The organism is Limosilactobacillus mucosae, from assembly GCF_046939755.1.
GTDB lineage: Bacteria > Bacillota > Bacilli > Lactobacillales > Lactobacillaceae > Limosilactobacillus > Limosilactobacillus mucosae_A.
The window spans coordinates 61,313-76,025 of sequence record NZ_JBKZAY010000002.1 but is presented as its reverse complement, the minus strand read 5'-3'; the positions used below and the strand labels follow the sequence as shown (position 1 = coordinate 76,025).

The 14,713-nt window shown below is 47.0% G+C and carries 13 protein-coding genes and 1 pseudogene; 5 read left to right on the top strand and 9 right to left on the bottom strand.

What is annotated here, in order from left to right:
- Positions 1 to 60 precede the first annotated feature (60 nt).
- From rpsR to dnaA, 9 genes and pseudogenes are all read right to left on the bottom strand, one after another.
- Positions 61 to 297, bottom strand: coding sequence for a 30S ribosomal protein S18 (gene rpsR / locus ACLUWI_RS01290; RefSeq protein ID WP_006500881.1), 237 nt, complete (start codon positions 295 to 297; stop codon positions 61 to 63).
- 139 nt (positions 298 to 436) lie between these two features.
- Positions 437 to 1,075: pseudogene (gene ssb / locus ACLUWI_RS01285) on the bottom strand (single-stranded DNA-binding protein); the annotation flags it as partial.
- A 50-nt stretch (positions 1,076 to 1,125) separates the two neighbouring features.
- Positions 1,126 to 1,422, bottom strand: coding sequence for a 30S ribosomal protein S6 (rpsF, locus tag ACLUWI_RS01280; protein ID WP_048345664.1), 297 nt, complete (start codon positions 1,420 to 1,422; stop codon positions 1,126 to 1,128).
- 204 nt (positions 1,423 to 1,626) lie between these two features.
- Positions 1,627 to 4,131 (bottom strand): DNA gyrase subunit A, encoded by a 2,505-nt coding sequence (gyrA, locus tag ACLUWI_RS01275; RefSeq protein ID WP_412145836.1) that lies wholly within the window; start codon positions 4,129 to 4,131, stop codon positions 1,627 to 1,629.
- Positions 4,132 to 4,153: 22 nt separating this feature from the next.
- Positions 4,154 to 6,106, bottom strand: coding sequence for a DNA topoisomerase (ATP-hydrolyzing) subunit B (gene gyrB / locus ACLUWI_RS01270; protein WP_412145835.1), 1,953 nt, complete (start codon positions 6,104 to 6,106; stop codon positions 4,154 to 4,156).
- Positions 6,103 to 7,227, bottom strand: a complete 1,125-nt coding sequence (gene recF / locus ACLUWI_RS01265) for a DNA replication/repair protein RecF (protein ID WP_412145834.1) — start codon at positions 7,225 to 7,227, stop codon at positions 6,103 to 6,105. Before recF ends, gyrB begins: the two co-directional genes overlap by 4 nt.
- 3 nt (positions 7,228 to 7,230) lie before the next feature.
- Positions 7,231 to 7,455, bottom strand: a complete 225-nt coding sequence (gene yaaA / locus ACLUWI_RS01260; RefSeq protein WP_412145833.1) for a S4 domain-containing protein YaaA — start codon at positions 7,453 to 7,455, stop codon at positions 7,231 to 7,233.
- Between the two features lie 282 nt (positions 7,456 to 7,737).
- Complete coding sequence (gene dnaN / locus ACLUWI_RS01255; protein ID WP_412145832.1) at positions 7,738 to 8,877, bottom strand: DNA polymerase III subunit beta; 1,140 nt, start codon at positions 8,875 to 8,877, stop codon at positions 7,738 to 7,740.
- A gap of 163 nt (positions 8,878 to 9,040) precedes the next feature.
- A complete protein-coding gene (dnaA, locus tag ACLUWI_RS01250) occupies positions 9,041 to 10,351 on the bottom strand; it encodes a chromosomal replication initiator protein DnaA (protein ID WP_412145831.1) in 1,311 nt (436 codons plus the stop codon).
- A gap of 506 nt (positions 10,352 to 10,857) precedes the next feature.
- On the opposite strand from dnaA, the gene rpmH reads away from it, so the two are divergent.
- From rpmH to mnmE, 5 genes are all read left to right on the top strand, one after another.
- Positions 10,858 to 10,992 carry a 50S ribosomal protein L34 gene (gene rpmH / locus ACLUWI_RS01245; protein ID WP_003665227.1) on the top strand — a complete coding sequence of 45 codons (135 nt, stop codon included), beginning with the start codon at positions 10,858 to 10,860 and terminating at the stop codon, positions 10,990 to 10,992.
- Between the two features lie 116 nt (positions 10,993 to 11,108).
- A complete protein-coding gene (rnpA, locus tag ACLUWI_RS01240) occupies positions 11,109 to 11,453 on the top strand; it encodes a ribonuclease P protein component (RefSeq protein WP_006500872.1) in 345 nt (114 codons plus the stop codon).
- 14 nt (positions 11,454 to 11,467) lie between these two features.
- On the top strand, positions 11,468 to 12,301 hold the full coding sequence (locus ACLUWI_RS01235; RefSeq protein WP_033934551.1) for a YidC/Oxa1 family membrane protein insertase: 834 nt from the start codon (positions 11,468 to 11,470) through the stop codon (positions 12,299 to 12,301).
- A gap of 57 nt (positions 12,302 to 12,358) precedes the next feature.
- Positions 12,359 to 13,165, top strand: coding sequence for an RNA-binding cell elongation regulator Jag/EloR (jag, locus tag ACLUWI_RS01230; protein ID WP_412145830.1), 807 nt, complete (start codon positions 12,359 to 12,361; stop codon positions 13,163 to 13,165).
- Positions 13,166 to 13,318: 153 nt separating this feature from the next.
- A complete protein-coding gene (gene mnmE / locus ACLUWI_RS01225) occupies positions 13,319 to 14,710 on the top strand; it encodes a tRNA uridine-5-carboxymethylaminomethyl(34) synthesis GTPase MnmE (protein ID WP_412145829.1) in 1,392 nt (463 codons plus the stop codon).
- The last annotated feature ends 3 nt before the right edge of the window (positions 14,711 to 14,713 follow it).

Below are 14,713 nucleotides of genomic sequence, written 5' to 3'. Positions count from 1 at the left end.
GAATAAAAGCAAAAAAAAACATGATGACACTGGCCATCATGTTTTAAATTATCAGCTGAATTAGTCTTCAGCAACGAATGGCAGCAGACCCATGATCCGTGCACGCTTGATAGCGACCGTCAGACGACGTTGGTTCTTGGCGCTGGTACCCGTTACTCGACGTGGCAAAATCTTGCCCCGTTCAGAGATGAAACGCTTCAGCAAATCAGTGTCTTTGTAGTCAATGTATTCAATGTGGTTAGCGGCGATAAAGTCGACCTTGCGACGACGACGACCGCCACGACGTTGTTGAGCCATGAAATTACCCTCCTTAAATCATGTATTTGGTTTTAAATTAAAATGGCAAATCATCTTCAGCCGTGCTGTCAGCAGACTTGGCATCATTTGACTTTGGTGCTGCACTGGCATTATCTGAATCAGCGGCAGGCTGGCCATTGGTTGGCAAAACGCTGTCGTTTAGATCAAACGTAGCGACATCATTGTTTGATGGCGCAGCTGGCTGAGAATCTTCATTGCCGAATGGAAAATCATTGTGCACTGGCGTTTCTTGACCAGGCATTGGCGCATTTTCAAAGGGATTGTTGAATCCGCCTTGATTGCCAAATGATGAATTCCCCATTGGTTGAGAAGCACGACCGTTGTCAAAGCCTTGCTGATAGCCGCCATTATACTGTGACTGATTGTTGTTCCAGTTGCCTTGACCATTGCCAAAGTTTGACTGAGAACGACCGCCACTGTATGGCTGACCGCCATTACGACGCGGTTCCAGCAATGCAAAGTTATCAACCTGCACTTCTGTTACGTAAACGCGTTGGCCTTGATTGTTTTCGTAGCTGCGTGTCCGTAATGAACCATCAATTCCTACCAAGGCACCTTTATGGGTGAAGTTGGCAAAATTTTCGGCTGGCTTTCGCCAGATAACACAGTTGATAAAGTCGGCATCACGCTCACCTTGAGCATTCCGAAACTGACGATCAACGGCCAGCGTGAAGGAGGCCACTGATGTGCCGCCTTGAGTGTAGCGCAATTCAGCATCTCTTGTCAGACGACCGGTTAATACGACGCGATTAAGCATGGACCTCGTACTCCTCTCTAAAACTTATTCAATTTGGATTGCAACGCGATTTAGGCTTCGCGCTTAACAATCATGTGACGCAGAATGTCGTCGCTGAACTTAGCCAAACGGTCAAATTCGTTCAGAGCTTCGTCACTGTCAGCAGTCAGGTTGACTACGTGGTAAGTACCTTCAGTGTACTTAGCGATTGGGTAGGCAAACCGACGCGTTGACCAATCCTTTGAATCGATGATGTTGGCACCATTGTCAGCCAGAATCTTGTCGAAGCGAGCTACCAGTTCGCTCTTAGCAGATTCTTCGATGTCTGGACGAATGATGTAAGTAATTTCATATTTGCGTGTTTCCATGAATGTTACACCTCCTTATGGACTCTGGCTCTTATTTTTAAGATTAATAAGAGCAAGGAGAGCAGACGTCTTTACGTATACTCACAGACAAAGATATTAGCATAAATAAAAATCAATTACAAGTGATTCAATCATCTAATCAAAAAAGCTGAATTGCGGCCCTCTGATTAAACTATATGCCGTAATTCAGCTTTTGCATTTTATTTAGTTGTTTTCTGTTTCAGCTGAATCTTCTTCAGCAGACAAAGCATCATTATCTTGGTCTGTCTGGGCTTCCTTAGCTACCTTAGCCATCGTAGCTACCTTAGAGTCATCATCCATTCTGATTAGGTGAACTCCCACAGCGGCACGACCAGTCTGCGAAACGGTTTCGATGCCAAAACGAATGATCACGCCTTTATCGGTTACCAGCATGATATCCTCATCGCCCTTGACCGTTGTCAGACCAGCCAATAGACCATTCTTTGCCGTTATGTTGACCGTCTTGATCCCTTTACCGCCACGACCCTTGATTGGGTATTCAGCAGCTGGTGTCTGCTTGCCAAAGCCATTCTCACTAATCACGAAAACATTGCTGTCCGAATCAAGCGGTGCGGCGCCAATAACGCAGTCGCCATCCCGCAGCTTAGCTCCCCGTACGCCGGCAGCCGAGCGACCCATGGAACGAACGTCTTCGGCATTGAAACTGACTGCATAGCCAAGCCGCGTCCCTAGGATCATGTTCTGCTGTCCATCAATAATGTTGACATGAATCAGCTCATCGCCATCATGCAGATGAATTGCCTTCAGACCATTACTGCGAATATTGCGAAAGTCATCGACTGGCGTCTTCTTGACCGTTCCCTGCTTAGTTACAAAGAACAGGAACTTATCGGCATCATCAGCAGCGTTCGAAACGTTGATCACCGCAGTAATCTTTTCATGATTGTCGATGCCAAGCAGGTTGATGATTGGAATTCCCTGAGCTGAGCGGCCATATTCTGGAACCTCGTAGCCCTTCATAGAGAAGACTTTGCCTGAATTGGTAAAGAACAGCAGAATATCATGCGTAGAACTGGAGATCAGATGCTCAATAAAGTCATCCTTGTGCACACCCATTCCTTTAACACCACGACCGCCACGATTTTGCGACTTGAATTCATCGACCGGCAGCCGCTTGATGTAGCCGTTATGAGTCAGTGTGACAACGATATCTTCTTCTTCAATCAGATCTTCGTCTTCAATATCCGTAATATCACCGACCTGCAGCTCAGTCCGGCGCGGATCACCAAACTTGCGCTGAATTTCCAGCAGCTCATCGTAAATGATCTGATTGATGCGTTCTTCATGTGCCAAGATGTCTTGGTAGTCAGCGATTGCCTCAGTGAGCTTTTGATGCTCGTTTTCGATCTTTTCACGTTCAAGTCCGGTCAGCCGTACCAGCCGCATGTCCAAGATTGCCTGAGCCTGACGATCATCCAGCGTATAGCGGTCGATCAGCTGTTCCTTGGCAATCTCGCTGGTCTGCGCCTCGCGAATGATTTTAATGATCTCGTCAATATGATCAAGGGCAATCAAGAGTCCCTGTACGATATGATCGCGACTCTGCGCTTTTTTAAGATCAAATTCCGTCCGCCGCCGAACCACGTTGATTTGATGTTCGAGATAGTGCTGCAGGATCTGCTTGAGACTTAAGACTTTTGGTGCTCCGTTGACGATGGCCAGCATATTGAAATTAAAAGTTGTCTGCATCAGCGTCATCTTGTACAGATTGTTTAAGATGACCTCAGCACTGGCATCACGCCGGACGTCAATCACGATCCGCATCCCTTCACGATCGGTCTCGTCATTAATATCGGTAATGCCCTCGATTTCTTTTTCACGAGCCAGTTCGGCAATCCGCTCAATCAAGCGTGCCTTATTGACCATGTAAGGAATCTCGTGAACGACGATGCGCTGACGACCATTCTTGGATTCTTCAATATCAACCTTGGCGCGGACAATAATCGTTCCGCGTCCCGTCTCGTAGGCTTTGCGGATTCCAGATTTGCCCATGACTACGCCGCCGGTTGGAAAATCAGGTCCTGGCAGCACCTTCATCAATTCTTCAGTCGTAGCATCCGGATTCTGCATCAGCAGATGAATGGCATCAATTACCTCGCCTAAGTTATGCGTGGGAATGTTGGTTGCCATCCCGACAGCAATCCCAGAGGCACCATTGACCAAAAGATTAGGGAATCGAGCCGGCAAAACGGTTGGTTCCTTTTCACTGCCATCATAGTTGTCTTGGAAGTCAACCGTATTCTTATTGATGTCACGCAGCATTTCAACGGCAATCTTACTCATTCTGGCTTCGGTATAACGCATGGCGGCAGCCCCGTCGCCATCAACCGAGCCAAAGTTACCATGTCCATCAACCAGCATGTAGCGATAGCTGAAGTCCTGCGCCATCCGCACTAAGCCTTCATAGATCGAGGAATCGCCATGGGGGTGAAACTTACCCATAACGTCACCAACGATACGTGCGGATTTTTTATATGGCTTGTCAGGCGTCACGCCCAGTTCGTTCATCCCATAAAGAATTCGCCGTTGAACTGGCTTCAGACCATCTCTAACGTCTGGAAGGGCCCGGGCAACGATGACGCTCATTGCATAATCCAAAAATGAATTTTTCATCAATCCAGTCAGATTGACATCAGTAATGCGCCCTGGCATATCTTGATCTGCCACGTTTTTTCCTCCTTAGCTGATTTTACAGATCCAAGTTCTCGACAAACTTGGCATTTTCTTCAATAAATTCGCGCCGCGGACCGACTTTGGTTCCCATCAGCATTGGGAAGATCTTTTCCGCTTCAGCAGCGTCATCCAGGTCAACTCTCAGCAGATGACGTTTTTCTGGATCCATCGTCGTTTCCCAGAGCTGTTCGGCATCCATTTCACCCAGCCCCTTGTAACGCTGAATAACCGGCTTAGGGCTTGGCTGCAGCGTATTTAAGACATTCTGCAGCTCTTCGTCTGATTCAACGTACTTGACGAATTTACCCTGCCGAACCTGATACAGTGGTGGCTGTGCAATATAGACATAGCCATTGGTGATCATTGGCTTCATGTAGCGATAGAAAAGCGTCAGCAGCAGCGTTCGAATGTGAGCACCGTCCACATCGGCATCAGTCATAATGATCAGCTTGTGATAGTTGGCCTTAGTAATGTCAAAATCACCGCCAAAACCGGTCCCTAAGGCCGTAAACAGCGAACGAATCTCATCATTGGCCAAAATACGATCCATCCCGGCTTTTTCAACGTTGAGAATTTTACCACGAATTGGCAAAATCGCTTGCGTCAAGCGGGAACGCCCCTGCTTGGCACTACCACCGGCTGAGTCACCCTCGACGATGAATAATTCTGAAATTTCCGGATCCTTACTGGTGTTGTCGGCTAATTTCCCGGGTAATCTTGAAATTTCCAAGCCGCTCTTCTTACGCGTAACTTCACGAGCTCGTTTGGCGGCTACCCGTGCTTTAGAAGCCAGCATGCCCTTTTCAATAATCTTGTGCGCAGTATCCGGATTTTCCATCAAGAAGCGCGTGAACATCTCACTGAAGATATGATCAGTTGCCGTCCGCGCATCCGAGTTGCCCAGCTTGGTCTTGGTCTGTCCTTCAAACTGTGGATCAGGATGCTTAATCGAAACAACTGCCGTCAATCCTTCACGCACGTCATCACCAGAAAGCGTCGTATTGCCCTTCAGCTGACCGCTCTTTCGGCCATAGTCATTGATAACGCGCGTCAAAGCGGTCTTAAAGCCGGTTTCGTGCGTTCCGCCTTCATAAGTGTGGATATTGTTGGTAAAAGTCATCAGCGTGCTGCGGTAACCTGTCGTATACTGCAGGGAGACCTCAACCGTAATGCCCTTGTTCTCGCCTTCCACATAGATTGGCGGATCAAACAGTACTTCTTGACCCTCGTTTAAGAATTCAACGTAGTGCCGAATCCCGCCTTCATAATGAAAATCTTGCCGCGTGGGCTTGTCTTCTCGCTTGTCCTCAATCGTAATCTTTAGGCCCTTGTTCAAAAAAGATAGCTCGCGAATTCGATCCGTCAGCGTCTTGATGTTGTAGACCGTTGTTTCACGGAAGATTTCTGGATCCGGCTTAAAATGAACCCGCGTGCCGTGCTTTAATTCCGAAATGCCTTCTTTAACAACCTTCATTGGCGTCTTAACGTGGCCATGGTCAAAGTCCATGTAGTATTCCTTACCTTGCCGCGTTACGTAGACATCCAGCTCGGTTGACAGTGCGTTGACGACTGAAGCACCAACCCCGTGCAGACCACCAGATACCTTGTAGCCGCCGCTGCCAAACTTACCACCGGCGTGCAGAACGGTAAAAACCGTTTCTAGTGCCGGCTTGCCGGTTTCTTTTTGAATATCGACCGGGATTCCCCGCCCGTTATCGGTTACCGTAATGCTGTTATCTGGTTCGACAACGACATTGATCTCATCACAAAATCCGGCTAATGCTTCGTCAATACCATTATCGACGATTTCCCAGACCAGGTGATGCAGCCCTTGAGCACTGGTGGAGCCAATGTACATCCCTGGGCGCTTCCGGACTGCTTCCAGCCCCTTTAAGACTTGAATCTGGCTGGCATCGTACTCACTGGCCAGTTCCGCTTTCTTTTCTGCTTCAAGTTCTTTATCGCTCACTTTTTATCCTCCTTGTCAATCGTTCCATGGGCAATCTGAAAAATCGTTGGGCGATTGATCAATTGTCGTGCTACACCGCTTAAACTGGTCGTTGTCAAAAACGTCTGAACCTTATCCTGAATAGCTGTCAACAGATGGGTCTGACGATCATCATCAAGTTCGGATAAGACGTCATCCAGCAGCAGCAATGGGTACTCACCGGTCTGTTCATTCATCAGATCAATTTCTGCCAGCTTGACCGCTAATGCCGTTGTCCGCTGTTGTCCTTGAGAACCAAAGCGATGAACATCTTGATCATTGACCAAAAAACGAATATCGTCGCGCTGTGGTCCATAAAGCGTCGTTCCCAGCTTGATTTCTTGCGGCTGATGCTCGTGGTATAGCGTCTGCAGCTGCTCGGCGATTTCTTTTTCAGCCGTTTTCTCATCAATCATAACCTGGGAAATATATTTCAGCTTTAGGACCTCTTTTTGTTGGGAAATATGCTCGTGCAGCTGAGCCGACCATGTTTCCAGTCGCTTGAGCAGCTTAAAGCGCATTGCCATTACCGCCGCACCGCTTTCTGCCAGCTGATCAGATAAGACCTCCAATAATACTTGATCGACTCGGCTGCCATACTTCAGCTGTTTTAAATATTCATTGCGCTGCTTTAGGAGGCCTCTAAACTGACTGATGGCATATAGGTAGCGGCTGCTCATTTGACTGAACTCCGTATCCATAAACTGACGCCGTTCTTGAGGGGCTCCCTTAACCAGCGCGAGATCTTCTGGAGCAAATAAGACTACGTTTAGATTGCCGATATAAGTCGACAGCCGCGATTGGAAAAGATGATTAACCTTGACTCGTTTGCCGTGCGTACCCAGCAGTACTTCCAACGGCACCCGTCCCGTCTGCTTGATAACCGTGCCCTTAACCATGGCTTCTTTAGCCTGCCAGTTGATCAGCTCGCGATCATTGGCGGTTCGGTGGCTGCGCGTCATTGCCAAGACATAGATGGCCTCCAGCAGATTGGTCTTGCCTTGCGCATTTTCCCCAATAAAGACGTTGATGCCTGGGGAAAACTCAACTTGACGGTTCTCATAATTTCTAAAATTACGCAGCTCGATTTCCGAAAGATACATTGATTATTCAGCTACGATCTCAACGTCTTCAATACCGCTGATCTCGATTTGATCGCCAACGCGCAGCTTGCGACCACGACGCGCCTCTGATTCGCCGTTGACCTTGACTTCATGTTCCCGCAAAAACCACTTGGCAGCTCCCCCGGTGGGAATAATGCCTTCTTCTTTCAGCAGCTGACCAAGCGTAATGAATTCACTGCTGATTGCGACTTTTTTTGTATTTTGCATACTTTTCACCTACTTTATGCTTGCTGTTTTATTATAGCTTTTATAGGACGTAAAAACAAATTAAAGGGCATTTTTAGGCCGTATCAGCAAATCTTATCCCAATTAATCATTTTTATCTAAAACAGGTTATCTTTGCTCAGACGGCAAATTTTAGTGATTTAAGCGCTATCTTAAACCCGGGAATGATTTATCCACCAAATTTCGCCAATTTAGTCACTTTTCCACAACAAAAAAGCATCCACCGTGGATAAGTGGATGCTTTTTCAACAGATTTATTTGAATTTAGTAAGTCCGAACCGGCGTAATCAACTGAACAAAGTTGGCTTTCTCTTCAGTTGGCACCAGAGTAAATGGCCGCAGCGCCGTCGTAAACGAAATTAGAATCTTAGTTTGCCCAAATGACTTTAAGGCATCCCGCATATAGTCAGGGTTGAACGAAATTTCCAATGGGTTGCCTACGATCTGGTCAGCATTGATTTCCTCTTCAACGTTACCAACATCGGCTGACGTACCCGAAACCGTTGCAATCTTGTTTTCTGGATTGACGCTCAGCTTAACTACATTGTTGCGACTTTCATGAGACAGCAGCGAGGCCCGCTCAATCGAAGCCAACAGATCACTGGCCGTAATTTCCAAACGCGTGTCGGATGATTCTGGAATCAAGCGGCTCGTTTCTGGATAGTTGCCCTCCAGCAAGCGCGAGTAAAAATGCGTATTGCCAAAAATAAACAGGGCTTGATTTTCGGTAATCTGCATCTTAACGCCATCTTTTTCATCGGCAATCATTTTAGCCAGTTCCGTCATTGAAGCTCCTGGCAAAACGATGTCAAAATCACGATCAGCTGTTTCTGGCAATTCAACCTTACGTTGTGCCAAACGGTGACTGTCGGTAGCCACCGCAGTTAAAATGCCATTATTTAAGGCTACGTGAATCCCAGTCAGGATTGGCCGGCTTTCTTGTTTGGAAACGGCAATCCGTGTCTGATCAATAACTTCGCGCAGCATGTCAGAAGCCAGTTCAATCGTATTTTCGCTTTCAACTTCCGGCAGATGTGGATAATTGTTGGCATCCTGACCGTTGATCGTAAATTCGGCCGTTCCTGAGGTAATCCGCACTTGCAGACCATTAAAGACTTCAATCGTAGCCTGTTTGTCTGGCAGCTTTTTGATCACTTCATTAAAGAAGCGAGCTGGCAAAACAATTGCGCCAGGTTCTTCAATTGACAAGCCGTAGCTGCTATCGCTGGCATCCAGAGTTGATTCGATCGTAATATCGGCATCGCTACCAGTCAGGATGACGCTATGATCAGTTACGACCATTTTCAGACCAGTCAGAATTGGAATCGTGGTTTTGGATGAGATTGCTCTTAAGACATTGTTAAGCTGATTAATAAAGGCTGGACGATTAATGGTGAATTTCATAAATGAATCTCTCCTTGTTGCTATATATATATTATATAAGTTTAGTAGTAGTAATAGGACCTGTGGATAATGTGGAAAACTAGCCTAGATTCAGTAGTCATAAGTTTTCATAACTGTGGAAAAGCTGTGGATATCTTGGGGATAACTTTTTAGTTTTCCACAATCAAGGCTGCAGCTCCATTCTAAGGTTACGGATGTCGTCTTGTAAATTATCATCCTCGGCCAGCTGTTTTTCAATCTTATCGATGGCATGGAGAACCGTGGTATGATCTTTGCCGCCAAATTCTTTGCCAATTTTAGGCAACGAGCTTTCGGTCAATTCCCGCGCCAGGTACATGGCAATCTGACGGGGAAAGACGATCTGCTTGACGCGTTTTTTCCCCACGATATCAGACTGACGGATATTATAATAAGCCGCAACCTTTTTTTGAATCAAGTCGATCGAGATTACAGCCTCATCGGTAGCTTCCATGCCCTTGAGCGTTTCATTGGCCAGTTCGATCGTGATGGGCGCGTGATGAAGCTGAGCGGCTACGCGAACTCTTAGCAGCGCGCTTTCCAATTCGCGGACGTTGGTGTCAACCTTGCTGGCAATAAAGCTTAAAACGTCATTGGGAACGTTGATCTGTTCTTCTTCAGCCTTGCTGCGCAAAATAGCGGTCCGTGTTTCCAGATCTGGCGAGGTGATCTCAACCGGAACTCCCCAGACAAAGCGTGAGACCAACCGATCAGTTAAATCTGGGATCTGTTTGGGATTCCGGTCGGCTGTCAAGACGATCTGCTTGTTGTTATCATGCAGCGAATTAAAGGTATTAAAAAATTCCAGCTGGGTTCCTTCCTTATTGGAAAAGAACTGGACATCATCGACCAACAAAGCATCCAGATCACGATACTCGCGTCGGAACTGCTCTTGGTTGTTGTTTTTGATTGAATTGATGTAGTCATTGGTGAAAGTTTCGCTGGTAACGTATTTGATCTTAGCGTTAGGGTTATGCCGCAGCATGTTGTTGGCAATGGCCTGCATTAAGTGTGTTTTGCCAAGGCCAACGCCGCCATAGATCAAGAGTGGATTATAAAGTCCGCCAGGCTGTTCAGAGGCAGCATAGGCTGAGGCATAAGCCATCTGATTGCTGCGTCCTTCAACGAAAGCTTCAAATGTATATTCTGGATTTAAGGGCGTCTGTTTGGTCATGATTCCACCGACTGGCGAAGATGGAGTCATGAGCTCTCTCTCAAGCGTGTAGCGTGGCTCAATATGAACCAGGGTTTCGTTGAACAGCAGGTCTTTGAGCTTAGTAGTCATTTCGTTTTGCCAAAAGTCTCGGTGAGATTTGGTTGGCAGCTCAATGGTCAGCTGATTGTTTTCGAGAGAAATTGCTTTGGCTGGGGCAATTAGGTTGTTATAGGTTACGCTGCCAGTGGTCTTGCGAAACTCTTTTTGAACCGATTCCCAGAGCGAGTTTAGCTCAATCAAGTAAATTCCTCCTCATGCTAATTAAAAATCCAAAGAATATTTTAGCATTGTCTGGTAGTTTTCCACAAGGCTGTGTAAAAACTATTAACAAAATTCACAGACATGTTGATAAGTTTTCCACAAGGCTGTGGATTTGTGGAAAAGAAAAAGGCAGAATTAAGTTAATCACTGGCAAACTGTGGATAACTTTAGTCAGTTAAAAGTGCAATAATCATGTTTTCATAATTATCCACAGAGCTGTTAATAACTTTTTCCACAACCTGTGGGGAACTCTTTTTGCTTTGGATAACTCTGTGGATAAATAAAAAAGTCCCCAGTTTTATTTAGGCACTTGTGGAAAAAATTGGGGATAACTGGCCAATTTGAAACAGTAAAAAACGCTAAAATAACGCAAGATAATCATTTATTCTTGGCGTCGGATGTGTTATACTTCAAAAGTATGTTTGAAGAGATTGTCTTTTTGGACTGTAAATAAAATAATAAATACAAGCGAGGAGGTGCACTCAATGAAGCGCACATTTCAACCAAAGAAGCGTCACCGCGCACGCGTTCACGGCTTCCGCAAGCGTATGAGCACGAGCAACGGCCGTAAGGTATTGGCTCGTCGTCGTCAAAAGGGCCGCAAAGTATTATCTGCATAAAATCGGCCACTATTTAATTAGTGGCTTTTTTTCTAAAAGGGGCCGGGGCATTCATCCACTGCATCACATGCGGTTGTGCCTCAGTCCTTTTTGTATTTTTAAAGGTTGGAGCGAACATGCGAAAGTCATACCGAGTAAAAAAGGAAAGTGAATTTCAGCGGGTCTTTGAAACTCATGATTCTGTAGCCAATCGAAAATTCATCATCTATCAAATGCAAAAACCAGGTCAAAAGCATTTTCGGGTCGGCATCTCAGTCGGCAAGAAAATCGGTAATGCCGTACACCGCAACTGGCTGAAGCGGCGGATCCGCCAAACGCTGCTGGAGGTTAAACCGGCAATCAAGCCAGATGTTGACTTCCTGATTATCGCGCGGCCAGCTGCTGATGGCTTGGAAATGGCAGAAGTTAAAAAGAATCTGGTTCATGCACTGAAATTGGCCCATCTGTTAAAAGAAGATTAAGAGAGGATCGCACTTTGAGAAAAGGACACAAGAAAATCCTAAGCCTGGCGGGGATTATGAGTCTGGCAGTCTTTTTGGCTGCTTGTTCCAATTCACCAATTACCAGCCACAGTACCGGCTTTTGGGATCATTACATCATCTATAACTGCTCACGGTTCATAATCTGGCTGTCCAACAATTTTGGCGGCTATGGAATGGGGATCATCATCTTTACGATTATCGTGCGGATTATCATTCTGCCATTGATGGTGTACCAGACCAAAATGTCGGTCAAGATGCAGGAATTAACGCCACAGCTTAAGGAGATTCAAAAGAAGTATCCTGGACGCGATCGTGAATCACTGGAAAAGATGCAGGCGGCGCAACAAAAGCTTTATAAGGATGCTGGCGTGCACCCGTTTGCTTCGATGCTGCCACTGCTGGTTCAGCTGCCGGTTATGTGGGCGTTGTATCAAGCTATCTGGCGGACGCACGTTTTGCGTAGCGGGAGTTTCTTATGGCTACAGCTGGGCCACAATGACCCATACTACGTGCTGCCGATTTTGGCGGCTCTGTTTACGTTTATCAGTTCCTGGCTGTCGATGGCTTCAATGCCGGAACAAAATGCCATGACCAAATCAATGACCTGGTTTATGCCAATCATGGTCTTTTTCATGGCACTGGGCTTTAGTTCGGCGATTACGCTTTACTGGGTAGTGTCCAACGCCTTCCAGGTTCTCCAGGTGCTGATCTTCCAAAATCCGTTCAAGATTCGTCGCGAACGTGAAGAAAAACAGGCTGCTGAACGTCGTCACCGTAACAAGATTGCTAAGGCTAAGCGCAAAGCCTACCGCAGCAAGCGGAAATAATTGAGCAACGAGGGCGGCTTGACCGCTCTTTTTTGATAATGATTGAGGGGGAGCTTTATGGAAACTTTTGAGGCGCAGACAATTGATGAAGCAATCGCAGCCGCATCAGCCGCCTTTAAAGCCAATCGTGATCAATTAGACATCCAGGTCTTGGAGCAGCCACGACATGGTTTTCTTGGTTTTGGCCGCCGAAATGCTAAAATTCAGGCTGAATTAAAACGGCCGGTCCAGTCGCAAAAGCCAAGCGCAAAAAAGCTGGTCGCTAAGTCTAAGCCGGTCAAAAAAATGGTTTCGGCTAACACTGCTAAGCAGACAGCTAAAAAACGAAACGTCAAGCCGGCAGCCGATGATTCAAATGAGCCAGATGCCTTGGAAATGGAGCGTCGTCATCAAGCCAACGTGCACAAGATGAATCAAGCGGCCCAAGCACTTTGCGGCTACCTGAAAGACGTGCTGGCAGCGCTTGGAGTGACGGCTAAGCCTAAAATCGTCAAGCTGCGGACTCATGAATTGGTTGTTGATCTGCAGGCTGATAATTCAGGGCGAGTCATCGGTTTTCATGGACGGCGAATCAATGCCTTGGAACAGTTGGGAACGGCCTTTTTAAGCTATCATGGCGTTGATGATCCGGGACTGGTCCTGGATACATCGAATTACCGTCAGAAACGGCAGCAGTCGTTGGAAAAACTGGCTGCGCGCTGTGTCACTGAGGTAATTGCTACCGGCCAGGCTGTCTTTTTGGACCCGATGCCGGCTCGTGAACGCAAGTATCTGCACCACATCTTGGAAGACAATCCGCGGGTCAAAACCTATTCGCATGGTCGCGATCCATATCGCAGCGTCGTGGTAGCACCAAAGAATTAATTGATTGACAACCAAACGCTGAAAAACTAAAATAGCGATGTTAATTGAATTTACCGTTAGTTAGAGTAGTGAAAGTGCTTTGACCATGTTGATCCCAGAGTGGGGAGAGCGTGGACTCGGCGCTTTTTTTATTGCAGCGGAAAGGAGCAAAAAATGGCAAATTCAGAATTTGATACAATTGCAGCCATCTCGACCCCAGTTGGCGAAGGGGGCATCTCAATTATTCGGATTAGCGGTGAGGAGGCCATTGCCGTTGCCAAAAAGCTGTACCACGGCAGCAAGGATCTGGCAAAGGTGGCAACCAACACCATTAACTATGGGCACATCGTTGATCCCGACAGTGGTACGGAAGTTGATGAGGTCATGGTTTCAATCATGCGGGCCCCACATACCTACACCCGAGAAGACGTTGTTGAAATCAACTGTCATGGCGGACTGCTGGCCACCAACCGAATTCTGCAGCTGACGCTTAGCCATGGGGCACGACTGGCTGAACCGGGTGAGTTTACCAAACGGGCCTTTTTAAATGGTCGGTTGGATCTTTCACAGTCTGAAGCCGTGATGGATCTGATCCGTGCCAAAACTGACAAATCAATGAAGGTCGCTCTCAACCAGCTGGATGGTGATCTGTCCCGCTTGATCAAGGCTTTGCGCAAGGATATTCTGGACGTTTTGGCACAGGTTGAGGTTAACATTGACTATCCAGAATATGACGCGGTTGAAGAAATGACGACCAAGATGCTGAAAGAAAAAGCCCAAGAGGTTCAGCAACGCATTCAGGCCCTTTTAAAAACTGCCAAGCAAGGTAAGGTCTTAAGAGATGGTCTGGCAACGGCAATCATTGGGCGGCCAAACGTCGGCAAGTCCAGCCTGCTTAACACGCTTTTGCATGAGGATAAGGCGATCGTGACCAATGTGGCCGGAACCACGCGTGACGTGATTGAAGAATACGTTAACGTAGAGGGCGTGCCATTAAAGCTGATCGACACGGCGGGGATTCGGCATACGGAAGATACGGTCGAAAAAATCGGCGTTGAGCGCAGTCGCCAGGCAATCGACACGGCCGATCTGGTGCTGCTCTTGATCGATAGCTCCAATGCATTAACCGATGAAGATCGGGAACTGATCAAGCTGACGGCTGGCAAGCCACGAATCGTCATCTTGAACAAAACCGACCTGCCTAACCGGATCGATCTAAACGAGCTGCGTCAGCTAACGGCTGGTGATTGCGTGATTAAGACCTCGATTGTTGAGCATGAAGGAATGGAAGAATTAGGCCGTACGATCAGCCATATGTTCTTTGATGAAGGAATCGAAAGCTCGCAAAATACCGTTATGGTTACCAACGCCCGCCACATTGGACTGCTTCATCAAGCTAATGACGCTTTGAATGACGTTTTGAGCGGCATTGCAGCTGGGATGCCGGTCGATTTGGTCCAGATTGATATGACGCGGTGCTGGGAACTGTTGGGTGAGATTACCGGCGACAGTTATCAAGACGAACTGTTGGATCAATTGTTCAGTCAGTTCTGTCTAGGAAAGTAAAGG

Excerpts from the sequence above, each read along its gene's own strand:
- mnmE (WP_412145829.1), top strand. The coding sequence starts at position 13,319 with ATGGCAAATTCAGAATTTGATACAATTGCAGCCATCTCGACCCCAGTT.
- rpsF (WP_048345664.1), bottom strand. The coding sequence starts at position 1,422 with ATGGAAACACGCAAATATGAAATTACTTACATCATTCGTCCAGACATC.
- jag (WP_412145830.1), top strand. The coding sequence starts at position 12,359 with ATGGAAACTTTTGAGGCGCAGACAATTGATGAAGCAATCGCAGCCGCA.
- rnpA (WP_006500872.1), top strand. The coding sequence starts at position 11,109 with ATGCGAAAGTCATACCGAGTAAAAAAGGAAAGTGAATTTCAGCGGGTC.
- dnaN (WP_412145832.1), bottom strand. The coding sequence starts at position 8,877 with ATGAAATTCACCATTAATCGTCCAGCCTTTATTAATCAGCTTAACAAT.
- rpmH (WP_003665227.1), top strand. The coding sequence starts at position 10,858 with ATGAAGCGCACATTTCAACCAAAGAAGCGTCACCGCGCACGCGTTCAC.
- recF (WP_412145834.1), bottom strand. The coding sequence starts at position 7,227 with ATGTATCTTTCGGAAATCGAGCTGCGTAATTTTAGAAATTATGAGAAC.
- yaaA (WP_412145833.1), bottom strand. The coding sequence starts at position 7,455 with ATGCAAAATACAAAAAAAGTCGCAATCAGCAGTGAATTCATTACGCTT.
- rpsR (WP_006500881.1), bottom strand. The coding sequence starts at position 297 with ATGGCTCAACAACGTCGTGGCGGTCGTCGTCGTCGCAAGGTCGACTTT.